Origin of the sequence: Promicromonospora sp. NPDC057488, assembly GCF_042802395.1 — a bacterium.
Taxonomy (GTDB): domain Bacteria; phylum Actinomycetota; class Actinomycetes; order Actinomycetales; family Cellulomonadaceae; genus Promicromonospora.
Genome location: NZ_JBHVEG010000061.1, coordinates 17,922 through 32,947 on the forward strand (window position 1 = coordinate 17,922; position 15,026 = coordinate 32,947).

Annotated in this window: 16 protein-coding genes; 12 read left to right on the top strand and 4 right to left on the bottom strand. The window is 73.7% G+C overall.

Features of this window, described 5'->3' with window-relative positions:
• Positions 1-31 precede the first annotated feature (31 nt).
• From ACFU5G_RS14525 to ACFU5G_RS14540, 4 genes are all read left to right on the top strand, one after another.
• Positions 32-1,291, top strand: a complete 1,260-nt coding sequence (locus ACFU5G_RS14525) for an AI-2E family transporter (protein WP_377245643.1) — start codon at positions 32-34, stop codon at positions 1,289-1,291.
• A 29-nt stretch (positions 1,292-1,320) separates the two neighbouring features.
• Entirely contained in the window at positions 1,321-2,580 is a 1,260-nt protein-coding gene (gene ilvA / locus ACFU5G_RS14530) for a threonine ammonia-lyase (protein ID WP_377245646.1), read from the top strand.
• 111 nt (positions 2,581-2,691) lie between these two features.
• The gene (locus tag ACFU5G_RS14535) at positions 2,692-3,051 is read left to right on the top strand and encodes a YciI family protein (protein ID WP_121386945.1); all 360 of its coding nucleotides are present in this window, start codon (positions 2,692-2,694) and stop codon (positions 3,049-3,051) included.
• 13 nt (positions 3,052-3,064) lie between these two features.
• On the top strand, positions 3,065-4,417 hold the full coding sequence (locus ACFU5G_RS14540; RefSeq protein ID WP_377245649.1) for an RNA polymerase sigma factor: 1,353 nt from the start codon (positions 3,065-3,067) through the stop codon (positions 4,415-4,417).
• 76 nt (positions 4,418-4,493) lie between these two features.
• On the opposite strand, the gene greA is transcribed toward ACFU5G_RS14540, so the two are convergent.
• Both greA and ACFU5G_RS14550 read right to left on the bottom strand, forming a co-directional pair.
• Positions 4,494-4,976: a transcription elongation factor GreA gene (gene greA / locus ACFU5G_RS14545; protein WP_377245652.1), complete on the bottom strand. Its 483-nt coding sequence runs from the start codon at positions 4,974-4,976 to the stop codon at positions 4,494-4,496.
• Positions 4,977-5,178: 202 nt separating this feature from the next.
• A complete protein-coding gene (locus ACFU5G_RS14550; protein ID WP_377245655.1) occupies positions 5,179-5,682 on the bottom strand; it encodes a DUF4307 domain-containing protein in 504 nt (167 codons plus the stop codon).
• Between the two features lie 171 nt (positions 5,683-5,853).
• Between ACFU5G_RS14550 and mca the strand changes: the two genes are divergently transcribed.
• From mca to ACFU5G_RS14570, 4 genes are all read left to right on the top strand, one after another.
• Complete coding sequence (mca, locus tag ACFU5G_RS14555; protein ID WP_377245679.1) at positions 5,854-6,741, top strand: mycothiol conjugate amidase Mca; 888 nt, start codon at positions 5,854-5,856, stop codon at positions 6,739-6,741.
• A complete protein-coding gene (locus ACFU5G_RS14560) occupies positions 6,738-7,136 on the top strand; it encodes a hypothetical protein (protein WP_377245658.1) in 399 nt (132 codons plus the stop codon). Before mca ends, ACFU5G_RS14560 begins: the two co-directional genes overlap by 4 nt.
• Positions 7,129-7,956 (top strand): carbon-nitrogen hydrolase family protein, encoded by an 828-nt coding sequence (locus tag ACFU5G_RS14565; RefSeq protein ID WP_377245661.1) that lies wholly within the window; start codon positions 7,129-7,131, stop codon positions 7,954-7,956. The genes ACFU5G_RS14560 and ACFU5G_RS14565 overlap by 8 nt, the downstream gene beginning before the upstream one ends.
• 85 nt (positions 7,957-8,041) lie before the next feature.
• On the top strand, positions 8,042-9,157 hold the full coding sequence (locus ACFU5G_RS14570; RefSeq protein ID WP_377245664.1) for a nucleoside hydrolase: 1,116 nt from the start codon (positions 8,042-8,044) through the stop codon (positions 9,155-9,157).
• On the opposite strand, the gene ACFU5G_RS14575 is transcribed toward ACFU5G_RS14570, so the two are convergent.
• Positions 9,133-9,891 (bottom strand): hemolysin III family protein, encoded by a 759-nt coding sequence (locus ACFU5G_RS14575; RefSeq protein WP_377245667.1) that lies wholly within the window; start codon positions 9,889-9,891, stop codon positions 9,133-9,135. The two genes, ACFU5G_RS14570 and ACFU5G_RS14575, sit on opposite strands and share 25 nt — an antisense overlap.
• Positions 9,892-10,188: 297 nt before the next feature.
• Between ACFU5G_RS14575 and ACFU5G_RS14580 the strand changes: the two genes are divergently transcribed.
• Positions 10,189-10,950 carry an isoprenyl transferase gene (locus ACFU5G_RS14580; RefSeq protein WP_377245670.1) on the top strand — a complete coding sequence of 254 codons (762 nt, stop codon included), beginning with the start codon at positions 10,189-10,191 and terminating at the stop codon, positions 10,948-10,950.
• Positions 10,951-11,086: 136 nt separating this feature from the next.
• Positions 11,087-11,554 (top strand): MarR family winged helix-turn-helix transcriptional regulator, encoded by a 468-nt coding sequence (locus tag ACFU5G_RS14585; RefSeq protein WP_026365974.1) that lies wholly within the window; start codon positions 11,087-11,089, stop codon positions 11,552-11,554.
• 50 nt (positions 11,555-11,604) lie between these two features.
• Here the strand turns inward: ACFU5G_RS14585 and ACFU5G_RS14590 are convergent, their stop codons facing one another.
• Positions 11,605-12,504, bottom strand: coding sequence for a LysR substrate-binding domain-containing protein (locus ACFU5G_RS14590; protein WP_020017004.1), 900 nt, complete (start codon positions 12,502-12,504; stop codon positions 11,605-11,607).
• Positions 12,505-12,590: 86 nt separating this feature from the next.
• Between ACFU5G_RS14590 and ald the strand changes: the two genes are divergently transcribed.
• Positions 12,591-13,709, top strand: a complete 1,119-nt coding sequence (gene ald / locus ACFU5G_RS14595; protein ID WP_377245673.1) for an alanine dehydrogenase — start codon at positions 12,591-12,593, stop codon at positions 13,707-13,709.
• Between the two features lie 26 nt (positions 13,710-13,735).
• Positions 13,736-14,887, top strand: a complete 1,152-nt coding sequence (locus tag ACFU5G_RS14600; protein ID WP_377245676.1) for a glycerate kinase — start codon at positions 13,736-13,738, stop codon at positions 14,885-14,887.
• Positions 14,888-15,026: the final 139 nt, after the last annotated feature.

Sequence of the window (15,026 nt, forward strand, 5' to 3'; positions counted from 1 at the left end):
GTTGTCCGTGCCACAGACCGAGGAGACAAGCGTGACGTCGAGCCAGACCACAGCGCCGCCCCGCACCGACGAGTCGGGCGCCGTCCCGCCGGCCATCCGGGCCGCCGCCTCGTGGTCCTGGCGCATGCTCCTGATCGGCGCGTTCATCGCCGCCGCGCTGTGGCTGCTCGCGCTGCTCAAGACGATCGTGGTGCCCGTGGCGGTGGCGCTGCTGCTCACGATCATGCTGACGCCGGTACGGCGCCTGCTGAACGAGCGGCTGCGGGTCCCGCGCGGGCTGGCGGCGGGCCTCTCCCTGATCGGCCTGATCGTGGTGGTCGCGGGCCTGATCACCCTGGCCGGGCAGTCGATCGCCAACGGGTTCGCCGACCTGCGGACGCAGGCCATCAGCGGCTTCAACGAGCTGTGGTCGCAGCTGTCCGCCACGTTCGGGCTCGAGAACGAGCTGCAGAGCTACAGCGAGGACATCCTCAACCAGCTCGAGGCGCAGCAGAGCGCGATCGTGAGCGGCGCCCTGGGCGCCGCGGCGACCGCGGGAAGCGTCCTGGTCGGCGCGCTGATCGCGCTGTTCTGCACCTTCTTCTTCCTGCACGACCCGCGCGGCATCTGGGGCTGGATCGTCGGCCTGCTCCCGCTGTCCGCCCGGGAACGCGTCAACCAGGCCGGCCGGCGCGGCGCCGTCACCCTGGCGGCCTACACCCGCACGCAGATCCTGGTCGCGGCGGTCGACGCCGTCGGCATCGGCATCGGCGCGGTGTTCTTCGTGCCGTCGCTGGCGCTGCCGATCGCCATCCTCGTGTTCGTCGGTTCGTTCGTGCCCGTGGTCGGTGCCATCGTCACCGGCGCCATCGCGGTCGTCGTCGTGCTCGTCTCGAACGGCTGGGTCGCGGCCCTCATCATGCTCGGCGTGGTCCTGCTGGTGCAGCAGATCGAGTCGCACGCGCTGCAGCCGTTCCTCATGGGCCAGGCCGTCTCGCTGCACCCCGTCGCCGTCATCCTCGCGGTGGCCGCCGGCTCCTTCGCGGCGGGCATCATCGGCGCCCTGTTCGCGGTGCCCCTCGCGGCCGTGCTGAACACCGTGATCCTGTACCTCAACGGGCACGACAAGTTCCCCGAGCTCGGCGACGAGGACGCCCTGCCGATCCGATGGCGGGCGGCCGACGCCCCGCCCATCCCGCTCCGCCTGCGCCGGAGCCCCGGCGTCCTGGCCGAGACGGCCGTGGACGACGTCTCCGCGAACACGGAACCGGGCGCCGGACCGGACGCGCCGGAGGGTGATCCCAAGCGCTGAACGTGCATCTGGCGGCGTAGTCGGGCAACATGCGCGCTGTGCCACTGGATCCGTTCGACCTGGAGTCCTACGGCGGTCACCTCACGGTGTCCGCCGACGACGCCCGGGCTGCCGCCGAGCTGCTCGACGGCGTCATCACCCGTACGCCCGTGACGGAGAGCCGCGCGCTCTCCACGATCGCCGGCACGAAGGTGCTGCTCAAGTGCGAGAACCTGCAACGCGCGGGCTCGTTCAAGGTGCGCGGCGCCTACGTGCGGCTCGCGCGCCTGTCACCCGAGGAGCGCGAGCGCGGCGTCGTCGCGGCGTCCGCCGGGAACCACGCGCAGGGCGTCGCGCTCGCCGCCGGGATGCTCGGCATCGACACCGTCGTCTACATGCCCGTGGACGCGGCCCTGCCCAAGGTCGCCGCGACCCGCGGGTACGGCGCCGAGGTGCGCATGGTCGGCTCGTCCGTGGACGAGGCGCTGGCCGCCGCGCGCGTCGAGGCCGCCCGGTCCGGCCGGGTGCTCATCCACCCGTTCGACCACGTCGACGTCGTCGCGGGCCAGGGCACCGTCGCCCTGGAGATCCTGGAGCAGGTGCCCGACGTCGCGACCGTCGTCGTGCCGCTGGGCGGCGGCGGGCTCGTGGCCGGGATCGCGGCGGTGCTGGCCGAGATCGCCCCGCACGTGAAGGTCGTGGGCGTGCAGGCGGCGTCGGCGGCGGCCTACCCCGGCTCGCTCAAGGCGGGCAAGCCGCAGGCGGGCGTGCTCGGTGCCACGATGGCCGACGGCATCGCCGTGGGCCTGCCCGGCGACGTGCCGTTCGGCATCGTGCAGAAGGAGGGCGTCGAGGTCCGGACCGTCACCGAGGACCAGCTCTCCCGCGCCCTGCTGGCGGTGCTGGAGCGCTCGAAGCTGATGGTCGAGCCCGCGGGTGCCGCGGGGGTCGCGGGCATCATGGCCGCCGGGCCGGGCGTGTTCGCCGGGCCGGTCGTCGCGGTGCTGTCGGGCGGCAACATCGACCCGCTCGTGCTGCTGCGCGTGGTCCAGCACGGCCTCGTCGCGGCCGGGCGGTACCTCAAGCTGCAGGTGCGGCTGACGGACAAGCCCGGCGCGCTCGCCCGGCTCGTGGAGACCATCGCGGCCGCCGGCGCCAACATCGTGGCCGTGGACCACACGCGGACCGACGTCTCGCTGTCCGTGTCCGAGGTGTGGGTCAACCTGCAGCTCGAGACGAAGGGTGCCGACCACCGGTCCGCCGTCGTCGACCGCCTGGAGTCCGAGGGGTACGAGGTCGTGGCGTTCTGACTTTTTCGCGGACGGGTGTCGTGGGGGCATCGTCCCGTTCGTCGTCAGGATGACGCGGCCGCCCGGCCGCGCGACGATGACTCCGGGGACCACCCCGGAAGGGAGCACACCATGCGTTATCTCATGCTCGTCCTGTCCACCCCCGACGCCCCGGCCGAGCCGGGCGACGTGCCGCAGATCGAGGACTGGGTCCGCGACACCTACGACACCGGCCGCGCGGTCCTCGGCGACCGCCTGCGCCCGCCCGCCGACGCCGTCGGCGTGCAGGTCCGCGCCGGCGAGGTGATCGTCACCGACGGTCCGTTCTCCGAGACCAAGGAGGTCGTCGCGGGCTTCGACGTCCTGGACGCCCCCGACCTCGACGAGGCCATCCGCATCGCCGCCGCCCACCCGATGGCGTACACCGGGGCGATCGAGCTGCGCCCCTTCTGGCCGCTGGGCCTGGACGACGGCGTGCCGACCGAGGCGTGAGCGGGGACCGGGCGTGACCGACGTCGGGCAGGCGGTCTCCGCGGCCTTCCGGGACGAGTGGGCCCGGGTGCTCGCCGCCGTCGCGCGCAGCACCGGTGACCTCGACCTCGCGGAGGACTGCGCGCAGGAGGCGTTCGCCGTGGCGCTGCGGACCTGGGAGCGGGACGGCGTCCCGGACCGGCCGGGCGCCTGGCTCACCACCACGGCCCGCAACCGGGCGCTGGACCGGCTGCGACGCCGGGCGGTCGAGGCGCAGAAGACCGCCACGGCCGCCCGGCTCGCCTACCGGGCCGGGGGAGTGCCGGGTGCCGAGGACGGCGCCGCGGAGCCCGACCCGGTGGGCGACACCGCGGTGCGCACGCTGGACCACGCGGGCTGGGCCGCCGTCGGGCCGGACGAGCGCGACGGCGACCTGCTCCGCCTCGTCTTCACGTGCTGCCACCCGGCCCTGCCCCTGGAGGGCCGGGTGGCGCTCACCCTCCGCAGCCTCACGGGTATGACGACGGCGCAGGTCGCGCGGGCCTTCCTGGTGCCGGAGACGACCATGGCGCAGCGGCTGACCCGGACCAAGCGCAAGATCCGCGCCACCGGCATCTCGTTCCGCGTGCCGCCCGCGGAGCTGCTGCACGAGCGGGTGTCCGCGGTGCTGGCGGTGCTGTACGTCCTGTTCACGCAGGGCTACGACGGCTGGTCCGAGCCCGCCGACGACGCCGGTGGCGCCGCCGCGCGCCGCGCCCTGGGCGACGACGCGGTCCGGGCCGCCCGGCTGGTGGCCCGGCTGCTGCCCGACGAGCCCGAGGCGACGGGCCTGCTCGCGCTGCTCCTGCTGCAGTACTCCCGGCGGGAGGCGCGCCTGGACCTGGACGGCGTGCCCGTGGTGCTGGACGAGCAGGACCGCTCGCTCTGGCGGGAGGACGAGATCGCCGAGGGCCTGGCCGTGCTGGACGACGCGCTCGCGAACCACCGCCCGGGCCCGTACCAGGTGCAGGCGGCGATCGCGGCCCTGCACGCGCGGGCGGCGACGGCCGACGACACGGACTGGACCGAGATCACGGCCCTCTACGACGTGCTGCTGGACATGACGCGTTCGCCCGTGGTGGCGCTGAACCGCGCGGTCGCGGTGGGCAGGCTGCGCGGGTCCGAGGCCGGCCTGATCGTGCTCGACGAGGTCGCCGCCGCGCCCGCACTGGCGACGTACCACCTGCTCCCGGCGGTGCGGGCCGACCTGCTGCTCCGGGCCGGGCGGCCGGAGGAGGCCGCCGCGGAGTACCGGCGGGCGCTCGCCCAGGTGGACCGCGAGGGCGACCGGAAGCTCCTCCGCCGTCGCCTCGCGGAGCTGTCAGCCGCGCTGCCGGCCGAGCTGTGAGACGCCGGCGGGCCTGCCGGCCGTGCGGGTCACCGGGGTGATCCGCACGACCGACAGGCCCGCCGGGGGTGGTTCGTCAGCCCTGGAAGGGCTTCGCGCCCGTGATCTCCACGGGGATGTCGCGCCCGTTGGGCGCGTGGTAGCTCGTCTTCGCGCCGATCGACTTGCCGTCGATGGCGGCGCCGAGCGGCGACGTCGGCGAGTAGACGTCGAGGTCGGTGGACCCCGCCATCTCGCGCGAGCCGAAGAGGAAGCTCATCTCGTCGCCGGCGACGATGGCGGTCACGACCATGCCGGGCTCGACCTTGCCGTCGTCCGCCGGGGTGCCGACGTGGACGTTGCGAAGCTTCTCGGTGAGCTCGAGGATGCGTGCCTCGTTCTTCGCCTGCTCCTCACGAGCGGCGTGGTACCCGCCGTTCTCCTTGAGGTCGCCCTCGTCACGGGCAGCGGCGATACGCTCGGTGATCTCCGACCGGTAAGGGCCGGAGAGATTCTCCAGCTCAGCCTTGAGCTTGTCGTGCGCCTCCTGGGTGAGCCAGGTGACAGAGATGTCGGCCACGGGGGCTCTCCTTTCGTCGTTGCTCGTTCGAGCCACAGTTTTGGCAGCGCGCAGGTCCCGGCCGACGAGCGGATCGGGCACGCGCCAGCCGGTCAACACAGCGTGTGAAACGACGAGAATACCAATTAAGGGGAAAGACGTGCCAAGACTTTCCCCGGTTCCGCTGTCAGCGGACGCCCCGCGCTCCTGCGCGGAGCCGGTCTCAGGGCTGGTCGCAGTGGTCGACGACGCCCGTGGTCGCCAGCTCCGTCGTGGCGATCGTCACCGTCTTCCGCGTGGTGCGGCCCGACTCCGGGCCCACCTCGACGTCGACCGCGCCGACCTCGGCGAAGTTCCGGCTCAGGGCGGTCACCGTGCACACGGCCTCGGTCCCGGGCGGCATGCTGACGTCGAACGTCACCCGCACCTCCTCGGGGCTCTCCACCGAGAAGCCCACGTCCACGAAGGTCACGGGCTCGCGCTGGGTGTCCACGATGGTGAACCACGCCGCGATCGCGACGCCGGCGGCCAGCGCCAGGCCCACCGCGATCCGTGCGCCCACCGACAGCTTGGGCCGCGGCCGGACGCCGTCGCCCTCGTCCCACGGGTCGTCCTGGCCGGGGTGCCCGGCCCGGTGCCGTGTCCCGGCGCCGCCGCGGCCGTAGCGCGCGGCGAGGTCCGGCGCGTTCGCGTCGCTGGTCGGGACGGCGGGGTCTTGGTCGGTCATCACTGCTCGCTCGGATCGGGGGTGTCGGTGGTTCGTAGCAAGATTGTCCGTGGACCATCATGGTCCATGAGAGTGATTGTCTCCCAGACGCTCCGACTCTCAGACTCAGTCCCAGTCCCTGCCCCACAGGAGGACCCAGTGTCCGTACCCGAGCGCGAGCCGCTCCGTCTGATGGCGGTGCACGCGCACCCTGACGACGAGTCGAGCAAGGGGGCCGCCACCATGGCCCGCTATGCCGCAGAGGGGGTGGAGGTCCTCGTCGTGACGTGCACCGGGGGCGAACGGGGCGACATCCTGAACCCGTCGTTCGAGGTGCCCGAGGGGCACGAGTTCGACACCATCGAGGGCCGCCGGGCCGTGCGCCGGCTGGAGATGGCCCGCGCCGCCGAGGCGCTGGGCGTGCGCCAGCAGTGGCTGGGCTTCGTGGACTCCGGCCTGCCGGAGGGCGACCCGCTGCCCCCGCTGCCCGAGGGCTGCTTCGCGCTGGTCCCGCTCGAGGAGGCCGCGGAGCCGCTCGTGCGGGCCGTGCGCGAGTTCCGGCCGCACGTCATCACCACGTACGACCCGTCCGGCGGCTACCCGCACCCGGACCACATCAAGTGCCACGACGTGTCCTTCGAGGCCTTCGCCGCGGCAGGCGACCCCGATCGCTACCCGGGCACCGGGGAGCCGTGGGAGCCGCTCAAGCTGTACTACAACCACGGGTTCTCGATGAAGCGCATCCGCGCGGTGCACGAGGCCATCGAGGGCGCCGGGCTCGAGTCGCCCTTCGGCGAGTGGGTCGAGTCGCGGGACGCGCGCGAGATCCCCGAGCGCACCGTGACCACCCTGGTCCCGGTCGCCGACTGGTTCCCGAACCGCGACGCCGCCCTGACGGCGCACGCCTCGCAGATCGACCCGACAGGGTTCTTCTTCGCGGTACCGCGCGACCTCGAGGTCGACGTGTGGCCGTGGGACGAGTACGAGCTGGCCGAGTCCCGGGTCCCGCTGCCCGAGCGCGCCGCGGGCGAGTACGAGGAAGACCTGTTCGAGGGCGTCCGCTCGGAGGTGGCCGCATGAGCCCCCTGATCGCCGGCGTGCTCGCCGCCGCGACCGAACCGTCGCCCAACCCGACCGAGGGCCAGCTCCGCCCGGGCCTGGAGACCTGGCAGGTCTCGCCGGGCCTGATCGGCTTCGTCATCACGTTCGCGCTCGCGCTCGCGTGCGTGGCGCTGTTCCTGAACATGAGCAAGCACCTGCGCCAGGCGGGGCACAACGCCCGCCAGCAGGGCCTGCCGATCGAGCAGCCCGAGGGCATCGGCTTCCGGCGCACGGACGGCGAGCCGGACTTCGCCGGCGGCGAGCCCGGCACCCAGCCGGGCGCGTCGCCCGACGCCGCGAACAACACCGCCGGTTCCGCCGAGAGTCCCGCCGACGGGCCGGCCACGGGCGAGCGCGGCGGTCCGGGTGCCTGACGGCGGCGTCGCGCCCGGCGTCGTGCGGGTGACCGTCGCCCAGGTGGCGGTCAGCGACGACCACGCGGCCAACCGGGAGACAGCCGTAGACGCGTTCCAGGTCGCCGCGCGCGCCGGGTCGGGCCTGCTGGTGCTCCCCGAGTACGCGTCGGCCTACGACCCGCGGGGCGTCGGTCCCGAGCACGCCGAGCCCCTCGACGGACCGTTCGTCACGCTCCTGCGGGAGCGCGCCCGCAAGCACGGCATCGCCGTGATCGCGGGCGTCACGCTGCCGGGCACCGACGGCGTCCGCGCGGCGAACGCGCTGGTCGTGGTCGACGCCGCCGGAGAGCTCGCCGGGGTGTACCGCAAGGTGCACCTGTACGACGCGTTCGGCTATCAGGAGTCGGAGCTGCTCGAGCCGGGTCCGGCGGACGCCGAGCCGGTCACCCTCCGCCTGGGCGGCCTCACCTTCGGCGTGCTGACCTGCTACGACCTGCGGTTCCCCGAGTCGGCCCGCCGTGTGGTCGACGCCGGGGCGGACGTGCTGGTGTACCCGGCCGCCTGGGTCGCGGGGCCGCTCAAGGCCGAGCACTGGCGCACGCTGCTGACGGCCCGCGCCATCGAGAACACGGCGGTCGTGATCGGCGTCGGTATGACGGGCAAGGGCGTCACCGGCCGCACCCTGCTGGCGGGGCCGGACGGCGTCGTCGGGCTGGAGATGGGTGAGGAGCAGGCCTACCGCACGGTGGACCTGGACCCCGCACCCCTCGCAACCGTGCGGCAGACCAACCCGTCGCTGGCGAACCGCCGCTACACCGTCGTCCCCACCGGCGCCTGAGCGTCTTCGGGCAGCGCCGAATGACGTGGGCAGGCGCGGGCCGCGCGAGCACCATGGCTCCATCCGTCGTCGGAGGGAGCGAGTCATGGTGGTCGGCCGCAGGTTCTCGTCCAGCGTTCGCGCACTCGCGTCGGCGGCGCTCGCCCTGGGCGTGGCGGGTGCCACGGTGACGCCGGCCGCCGCCGTCGGGCAGCCCGGCGGGGCGCACGGCGCGGGGTACCGGCCCGTACCCGTCGTCTACGACTCCGACCTGGACTTCGACGACGCCGCGACCCTGCTGTACCTGTGCCAGGCCGACAAGCAGGGGCTGATCGACCTGCGCGCCGTCACGGTGGTGAACAACGGCGTCGGCACGCCGGGCCGGTCGCTCACCCACGCGCGCACCATCCTGGCCGGCTGCGGCCTGGCCGACGTGCCGGTCGCGGACGGTTCCCCGGACTGGGTCAACGAGCCGCCGCCCGAGGCGCGCGAGCTCTTCGAGCAGGTGCTGTCGGGCGCGCTCGGCGACGCGGACGCGCCCGACATGCCCGGGCCGACGTCGGCCGCGGAGCTGATCGCGCGCACCGTGCAGGCCTCGCGGACCCCGGTGACCGTGCTGGCCACGGGGCCGCTGAGCAACGTGTCCGCCGCGCTGGACCGGATGAGCCCGCGCACGCTGCGCGACCGGCTGGGCCGCGTCGTCGTCATGGGCGGGGCGTTCGACGTGGGCGGCAACCTGTTCGGCTCGACCACCGCGGGGTTCGACAACACCCAGGAGGTGAACATGTGGATCGACCCGGCCGCGGCCGACCACGTGCTCGCCACCGTGCCGCGGGCCCGTGTGAGCGTGGTGGGGCTGGACGCGACCAACCACGCGCCCATCACGCCGTCCTTCGTGGGCCACCTGGGGGCGCAGGCCACGAGCTACGAGGCCCGCACGGTGCACGCCATCGTGACGCAGCCGGGCATGCCCGAGCTGATCGGGCAGGGGGTCATGTTCTGGTGGGACGCCCTGGCGGCCGTGTCGCTCGTGACCGGGCAGGGCGTGGACTACCGGGTGCGCCCGGTCGACGTGGTGCTGGACGGGCCGTCGTCGGGCCGCACGGTGAGCGTGGCCGGCGGGACGCCCCAGAGGGTGGGCACGGCGGCGGACGGCGCGCTCTTCGAGGAGCTGTTCCTCGACGGGCTCGAGGGCCCTCAGACGGCGAGGTTGGCCAGGTAGATCGCGACCACGTGGCACGCGAACCCGAGCACGGTGCACACGTGGAAGATCTCGTGGAAGCCGAACCAGGCCGGGTTGGGGTCGGGCTTCTTGGTGCCGTAGACGATGGCGCCGGCCGTGTAGAAGACGCCGCCCGCGGCGATGAGCCAGACGACGGCCGGGCCGCCGGTGGCCCAGAACTGCCCCATGTAGGCGACGGCGACCCAGCCGAGGGCGAGGTAGACCGGCACGTAGACCCAGCGGGGCGCGTTCAGCCAGAAGATCCGGGCGAGCAGCCCGAGCAGCGCGCCGCTCCACACGAGCGCGAGCAGCACCGTGCCCTGGTCGCGGGGCAGAAGCATGACCGCGAGCGGCGTGTAGGTGCCCGCGATGATCAGGAAGATGTTGGTGTGGTCGAGCCGGCGCAGCACCGCCTCGGTCCGGGGGGACCAGTTGCCGCGGTGGTAGACCGCGGAGACGCCGAAGAGCAGGCAGGCGCTGAGGGCGAACACCGACGCCGAGATCTTGCCGGGTACGGTCGGGGCCAGGGCGATCAGCACGATGCCGGCCGCGAGGGCGAGCGGGAAGGTGCCGGCGTGGATCCAGCCGCGCAGGCGGGGCTTGACCTTCTTCTCGACCTTCTCGACGGTCGAGGACACCGAGGTGGAGATGTCCTGCAGCGTCTCCGAGACCTTGTGCGTGACCTCGTCCATGCGGCTGGCCGGACGGTCGGGCCCGTCTGCTCCTGCGACCACGTGCACTCCTCACCGTCGGCGACCGGTGCCCCTCCGGGTGCCGGGGCACAACCTACGGTCGCGTAACTTACTCTAGCGTAGGTTAGGGCGCCGGCGGCCGGACAGGGGCCTTGTGAAGATCCTGCGCCGGGTTGGCGGGAGTCGCCCGTCCGGAGCCCCGGAACGCCGCTGGGCGGCGGGAACGTGCGTGTTCGAGGGGTACCTTTGTCCACGTCCTGCCGGGTACAGAGCCCAGCGTCAGAGCTGCCGTCCGGACCGCGCACAGCGGGCCGACGGCCCCGAATCACTGAGGTATCCGTGCGCCTGCCCAGCCCGCTGTACCGCCTCTACGAGCGACGCCTCGCGTTCGCCCTGCACGGCGCAACACTGCCCCGGCACATCGGCGTGATGCTCGACGGCAACCGCCGCTGGGCGCGCTCGTTCGGCGAGACGGCGGCCACCGGGCACCGCCGCGGCGCCGACAAGATCACCGAGTTCCTGGGCTGGGCCGACTCGCTCGGCATCGAGGTCGTCACGCTGTGGATGCTCTCCACGGACAACCTGAGCCGCTCGGCCGACGAGCTGAGCAACCTGCTGGACATCATCGAGGACGCCGTGACGGACCTCGCCGAGTCGGGCCGGTGGCGCCTGCGCGTCATCGGGCGGCTCGACCTGCTCCCCGCGCGCCTGGCCGCCGCCCTGCGCGCCGCCGCCGACCGCACCGCCGGGGTCAAGGGGCTGCAGGTCAACGTCGCCATCGGTTACGGGGGCCGCACCGAGATCGCCGACGCCGTGCGCTCCTACCTCACGGAGCGCGCCAAGGACGGCGCCACGCTCGCGGACCTCGCGGAGTCGATCGACGTCGAGCACATCGCGGAGCACCTGTACACGAAGGGGCAGCCCGACCCCGAGCTGGTCATCCGGACCTCCGGCGAGCAGCGCATCGGCGGCTTCCTGATGTGGCAGAGCCAGCACACGGAGTTCTACTTCTGCGAGGCGTACTGGCCCGCGTTCCGGCGTGTCGACTTCTTGCGCGCGCTGCGCGACTTCTCTCTGCGGGAGCGCCGCCTCGGGCGCTGAGCACCGCTCCCCGCGAACGGCCCGGAACTGCGGGCGAGCCATGAATTCGCATGGTGAAATTCGCCACCACGCGCCCGGGTAGGTGACTGAAAGTTCAGTCAGGTAGCGTGCCGAAGATGACAAGGTGGGCACGCTGATGACCGAGCGACGGGTGCCCTCGGCGCGGGAGGCCGCCGAGGCGTGGGAGTCGTTGTTTCGCGCTCAGGTGACGGTGATGCGCCGGCTCCTGGCGGACGACATCTGGGGCGACCTGAGCATGCGTGAGTACGACGTGCTGTTCACGCTCGCGCTCGCCCCCGGCGAGACGCTCCGGCTGCGGGAGCTCAACGAGAACATCCTGATGGCGCAGTCCTCGCTGTCGCGCATGGTGGAGCGGCTCGAGAAGCGCGGCCTGGTGCGCCGCCACCCCTCGCCCGACGACGGCCGGGGCGTGCTGGTCAGCCTCACGCCGGAGGGCACGGCGACGCAGAAGGAGCTCGGCCGCCGGCACGTGCGCTCCATCGCGCACTACGTGGGTCCCGCGCTGGACGCCGAGGACCTGGACCACCTGCGCCAGCTCGCGGACGCGCTGCGCGGGGCGCAGGCGGACATCGACGACTTCTGAGCCGGCCCTGCTGTCGAGCCGCCCATGAGCCGCCCTGAACGGGCCGCTGATCAGGCCGAACGCGCCTGACCACGCAGCGCCTCCACCACGATGCGCACCGCTGCCCGGTCCATCGTGGTGCGGCGCGCCACCAGGTGGATGTCGCGCCGGGGCGGGTCCACGAGGTCCAGGGTCCGCACGGCGTAGCGGTCGTGCACCGCGAGCAGCGGCAGCAGCGTGATCGACAGGCCGGCCTCGACGTGGCTCAGCAGCGTGCCGTGGCTCTCGAACCGGGCCACGGCCCTGGGCGTGAACCCGGCTCGCCGGCAGAGGCGTTCGGCGAGGTCGGCCAGGTGCGCGCCGGGGTGCTCGAACGCCCAGGGCTCGCCCGCGAGGCTCGTCAGGTCCACCCGGCCCGAGCGCTCGCCGACCGCCGTGTCCCGCGCCGTCACGAGCACCACCCGGTCGCCGGTCAGCGGCAGGCGGGCCAGGTCGGCGTCGGGCGGCACGGGGGCGTCCGGGAAGTCCGCGCAGATGGCCACGTCCACCTCGCCGCGCTGGAGCGCACCTCGGCTGACCTGCGGTTCCGCCTCGGTGAGCTGCACCTGGATCCGCGGGTGCTGCTCGGTGAGGGCCGCGACGGCCGGGACCACGATCCCGTGGAAGGCGCTGGTGAACGCCGACAGCCGCACCACCCCGGTGGGCTCCGAGTGCAGGTCGGCGATGTCGGCCTCGGCGGCCGCGATGCGGTCCAGGATCTGTGCGGCGTGACCCGCGAGGGCGACACCGGCGGGCGTGAGCCGGATGCGCCGTCCGACCCGCTCGAAGAGCTGGGCCTTCACCTCGGTCTCCAGCGTGGAGAGCTGCTGCGAGACGCTGGAGGGGCTCAGGTGGGTCGCGTCGGCGACGGCGCGCACCGTGCCGAGCAGGTGCAGCTGGTGCAGGAGGCGCAGGCGCCAGGGGTTGAGCATGGGCACATCCTTGTGCAGGATCGCCGAACATTCTATTCAGAAACGTGGTCTGTACCCGCACACCGGACGGTGCTTACCGTCGATCCATGAACATAGGCGTTCCTACCGAGATCAAGAACAACGAGCACCGGGTCGCGCTCACGCCCGCCGGTGCGCACGAGCTGGTCCGCCGCGGCCACGACGTGCTGGTGCAGGCGGGCGCCGGGCGGGGTTCGGGCTTCGAGGACGACGCCTACCGGCTCGCCGGCGCGCGCACGATCGACACCGCCGAGGAGGTCTGGGCCGCGGCCGACCTGCTCGTCAAGGTAAAGGAGCCCATCGAGCCCGAGTACGCGCTCATGCGGCCTGACCAGACGCTGTTCACCTACCTGCACCTCGCGGCGTCCGCACCCTGCACCCAGGCGCTGCTCGCCGCGGGCACCACCGCCATCGCCTACGAGACGGTCCAGCTCGCCGACCGATCGCTCCCGCTGCTCAGCCCCATGAGCGAGGTCGCCGGACGCCTGTCCGCGCAGGTCGGCGCCTACCACCTGATGCGGCCGCAGGGCGGCACGGGCGTGCTCATGGGCGGGGTGCCCGGCACGCCGCGGGCCCGGGTCGTGGTGATCGGCGGCGGAGTGGCCGGCGAGCACGCGGCCGCGAACGCGCTCGGCATGGGCGCCGACGTGACCGTCCTCGACGTCTCCCTGCCCGCCCTGCGCCGCATCGAGGCGCGGTTCGGCGGCGCGGTGGGCACCCGCGTCTCGACGACGTACGAGGTGGCCGACCAGGTCGCGTCCGCCGACCTGGTCATCGGGTCGGTGCTGATCCCCGGCGCCGCCGCGCCCAAGCTCGTCACCGACGCCATGGTCAAGACGATGAAGCAGGGCGCGGTGCTGGTCGACATCGCCATCGACCAGGGCGGCTGCTTCGAGCACTCGCGCCCCACCACCCACGACGCCCCGACCTTCGCCGTGCACGACACCCTCTACTACTGCGTGGCGAACATGCCCGGGGCGGTGCCGGCGACGTCGACCCGCGCGCTGACCAACGCGACCCTGCCCTACGTCGTGGCCCTCGCGGACCGCGGCTGGCGCGACGCGCTGCGGGCCGACGACGCCCTGGCCCGCGGCCTGAGCACGCACGCCGGGCACATCACCAACGCCGGGGTGGCCGAGGCGTTCGAGGCCGAGGCGGTCCCGGTGGCCGAGATCCTGGCGGCCTGAGCGCCGCGACGGCCTACGATCGGCCCGTGGAGCCGCTGCACATCGTCGTCTGCCCGGACTCGTTCAAGGGCAGCCTGTCCGCGTCCGAGGTCGCGTCCGCGATCGCCGAGGGAGCCTCGGACGCCGCCCCCGGCGCCGTCGTCACGCGCCTGCCCATGGCCGACGGCGGCGAGGGCACCCTCGACGCGCTGCTCGCCGTCTGGGGCGGCGCGGCGCACGTGACCGAGACCGTCGATGCCATCGGGCGTCCGACGTCGGCCCGCTGGGCGATGTCGCCCGACGGGCGCACCGCCGTCGTCGAGCTCGCCGAGGCCAGCGGTCTGCCCGGCGTCTCCGACGTGCCCCTGCAACCGCTGCACGCGAGCACCCGCGGCACCGGCGACCTCGCCCGCGCCGCGCTCGACGCGGGCGTCACAGAGCTCCTCGTCTGCCTGGGCGGCTCCGCCTCGACCGACGGCGGCGCCGGCATCCTGACCGGCCTCGGCGCCCGCCTCCTGGACGGCGACGGCAACCAGGTGCCCGACGGCGGCGAGGGGCTGGCCTCCGTCGCGTCCCTCGACCTGACCGGGCTCCACCCGCGGGCGCGCGAGGTGCGCTGGCGGCTCGCTGTCGACGTGACCAACCCCCTGGTCGGCGAGCACGGCGCCGCGCAGGTGTTCGGCCCGCAGAAGGGGGCCCGCGACGGCGAGGCCGAGTTCCTCGACGGCGCCCTGCGGCACTGGGCCGACCTGCTGGAACGGGAGACCGGGACCGCCGTCGCCGAGCTCCCCGGGACGGGCGCCGCCGGCGGCGTCCCCGCCGGGCTGGTCGCCGTGCTCGGCGCCGAGACCACCCCCGGCGCCGTCCTGGTCGCCGACGCCGTGGGCCTGCCCGCCGCGCTCGAGGACGCCGACCTGGTGATCACGGGGGAGGGGTCGTTCGACTCCCAGTCGGTCAACGGCAAGGTGGCCGACGGCGTCGCGCGCCTGGCTGCGGCGTCGCCCACCCGGCCGCCCGTCGTGGTGCTGGCCGGTCAGGTGCTGCTCCCGGAGGCGCAGGCCCGGGCGGCCGGCATCGCGGCGGCGTTCTCGATCGCGCCGGGGCCGATCAAGCTGGACGACCTGATCCCCCGCACCGCGTCCCGCCTGCGCGACCTGGCTGCGGCGGTGACGAGCCTGGTCCTCGCGAGCCGCGGGTAGCCACTGCTCGCCCCCTGAGGTCGGCAGTCTGCTGGGCTGGGTCGGCACTCTGCTGGGCGTGGCGGCGTCTTGTCGCGCGGGGTCGGCAGTTTGCCGGGCAAAGTCGGCACTCTGCATCGAGGTCGGCACAGGCCTGTGC

Coding starts and splice junctions, on each gene's coding strand:
- ilvA (WP_377245646.1), top strand. CDS start 1,321: ATGCGCGCTGTGCCACTGGATCCGTTCGACCTGGAGTCCTACGGCGGT.
- ACFU5G_RS14535 (WP_121386945.1), top strand. CDS start 2,692: ATGCGTTATCTCATGCTCGTCCTGTCCACCCCCGACGCCCCGGCCGAG.
- ACFU5G_RS14550 (WP_377245655.1), bottom strand. CDS start 5,682: ATGACCGACCAAGACCCCGCCGTCCCGACCAGCGACGCGAACGCGCCG.
- mca (WP_377245679.1), top strand. CDS start 5,854: ATGGCGGTGCACGCGCACCCTGACGACGAGTCGAGCAAGGGGGCCGCC.
- ACFU5G_RS14560 (WP_377245658.1), top strand. CDS start 6,738: ATGAGCCCCCTGATCGCCGGCGTGCTCGCCGCCGCGACCGAACCGTCG.
- ACFU5G_RS14570 (WP_377245664.1), top strand. CDS start 8,042: ATGGTGGTCGGCCGCAGGTTCTCGTCCAGCGTTCGCGCACTCGCGTCG.
- ACFU5G_RS14585 (WP_026365974.1), top strand. CDS start 11,087: ATGACCGAGCGACGGGTGCCCTCGGCGCGGGAGGCCGCCGAGGCGTGG.
- ACFU5G_RS14590 (WP_020017004.1), bottom strand. CDS start 12,504: ATGCTCAACCCCTGGCGCCTGCGCCTCCTGCACCAGCTGCACCTGCTC.
- ald (WP_377245673.1), top strand. CDS start 12,591: ATGAACATAGGCGTTCCTACCGAGATCAAGAACAACGAGCACCGGGTC.